Here is a 1316-nt window from a genome sequence, read left to right on the forward strand (position 1 = left end):
CGCCCTTGAGTTCTAGGGATGGTTGCAACACTTCGTGATTTGGGGAGTGTTGATGGCTGGGTATGGGCCCTTGGTATCGGTTGAGCGTCGGTTCTGGGAATTGATCGCAGCGGGGATGACCCCGACAGATGCTGGGCCGATACTCGGCGTGTCAGCAGCCCTTGCCCGGGCGTGGGTTCGGCATCGTGGCGGGGTGAATCCTCAGTTAACTGATCGGTCCGGACGGCGGCGGCCGCGGCTGAGCATCGCCGAACGGGAAATGATCATGGTCGGGGTGGCCGCCAAGAAGTCGATTCGGGCGATGGCCAAGGAGTTAGGACGACATCCTTCAACGGTGATGCGCGAAATCGCGCTCAACGGCGGAGGACGTGGGTCCACGGGCCGGTATCGACGGTTGTATCGGTTCGGGGCCAACTGCGGCGGCTGGGATGCCAGGGTGACCTATCAGGCACACCTTGCGCAGGCCCGCAGTCAGGCGCGGGCGCGCCGACCCAAAATTGGCAAGATTGGGCGCTGTGAGCCGTTGCGTGTTTTTGTCGAACAACGCCTCAACGACAAACACAGTCCTCGCCAGATTGCCGGTGTGCTGGCCCGGACGTTTCCTGATGATCCGGAGATGCGGGTGTCCCACGAAACCATTTATCGGGCCCTTTACGTGCAAGGACGCGGTGAGCTACGCCGTGAGTTGACCACGTGCCTGCGCACTGGGCGTGCGCTGCGCAAGCCGCACCGCTCGGCTTCGGCTCGGCGCACTCGTATTCCTGACATGGTCACCATCGCTGAGCGGCCCGCCGAGGTCGAAGACCGCGCGGTGCCCGGGCACTGGGAAGGCGACCTGATCGTGGGCAAAGACCAGCGTTCGCAAATCGGCACGCTCGTCGAGCGTTCCAGCGGTTTTGTCATGCTGCTACACCTGCCCGGCAGTCGTCACCCCACGGTCGTCGCCCAAGCGATGATCGAAACGATGCGCCGCCTGCCGGCAACTCTGCGACGGACGTTGACCTGGGACCAAGGCCTCGAAATGGCTCATCATGCCCACATCACCATGGCCACCGACATGCCGATCTACTTCTGCGATCCCCACTCGCCGTGGCAGCGTGGCAGCAACGAAAATACCAATGGCCTACTGCGCCAATACTTTCCCAAGGGCACCGACCTGTCAGTCTATGGAAGCGACTACCTGGACTATGTCGCAATGCAACTCAACAACCGGCCACGAGAACGCTTCGGATTCGACACACCAGCCCAAGTCCTCAACCGAGTACTGTCGAACCCGACAACAACCACTGTTGCAACTAAACCCTGAATTCACCCCG

General features: G+C 61.6%; 1 protein-coding gene. It reads left to right on the plus strand.

The genetic code is table 11. The features are described 5' to 3' along the window. Positions 1-52: 52 nt before the first annotated feature. Positions 53-1306 carry an IS30 family transposase gene (locus tag A5764_RS04365; protein WP_231989605.1) on the plus strand — a complete coding sequence of 418 codons (1254 nt, stop codon included), beginning with the start codon at positions 53-55 and terminating at the stop codon, positions 1304-1306. Positions 1307-1316: the final 10 nt, after the last annotated feature.

This window comes from Mycobacterium sp. 852002-51057_SCH5723018 (genome assembly GCF_001667035.1).
Lineage (GTDB): Bacteria > Actinomycetota > Actinomycetes > Mycobacteriales > Mycobacteriaceae > Mycobacterium.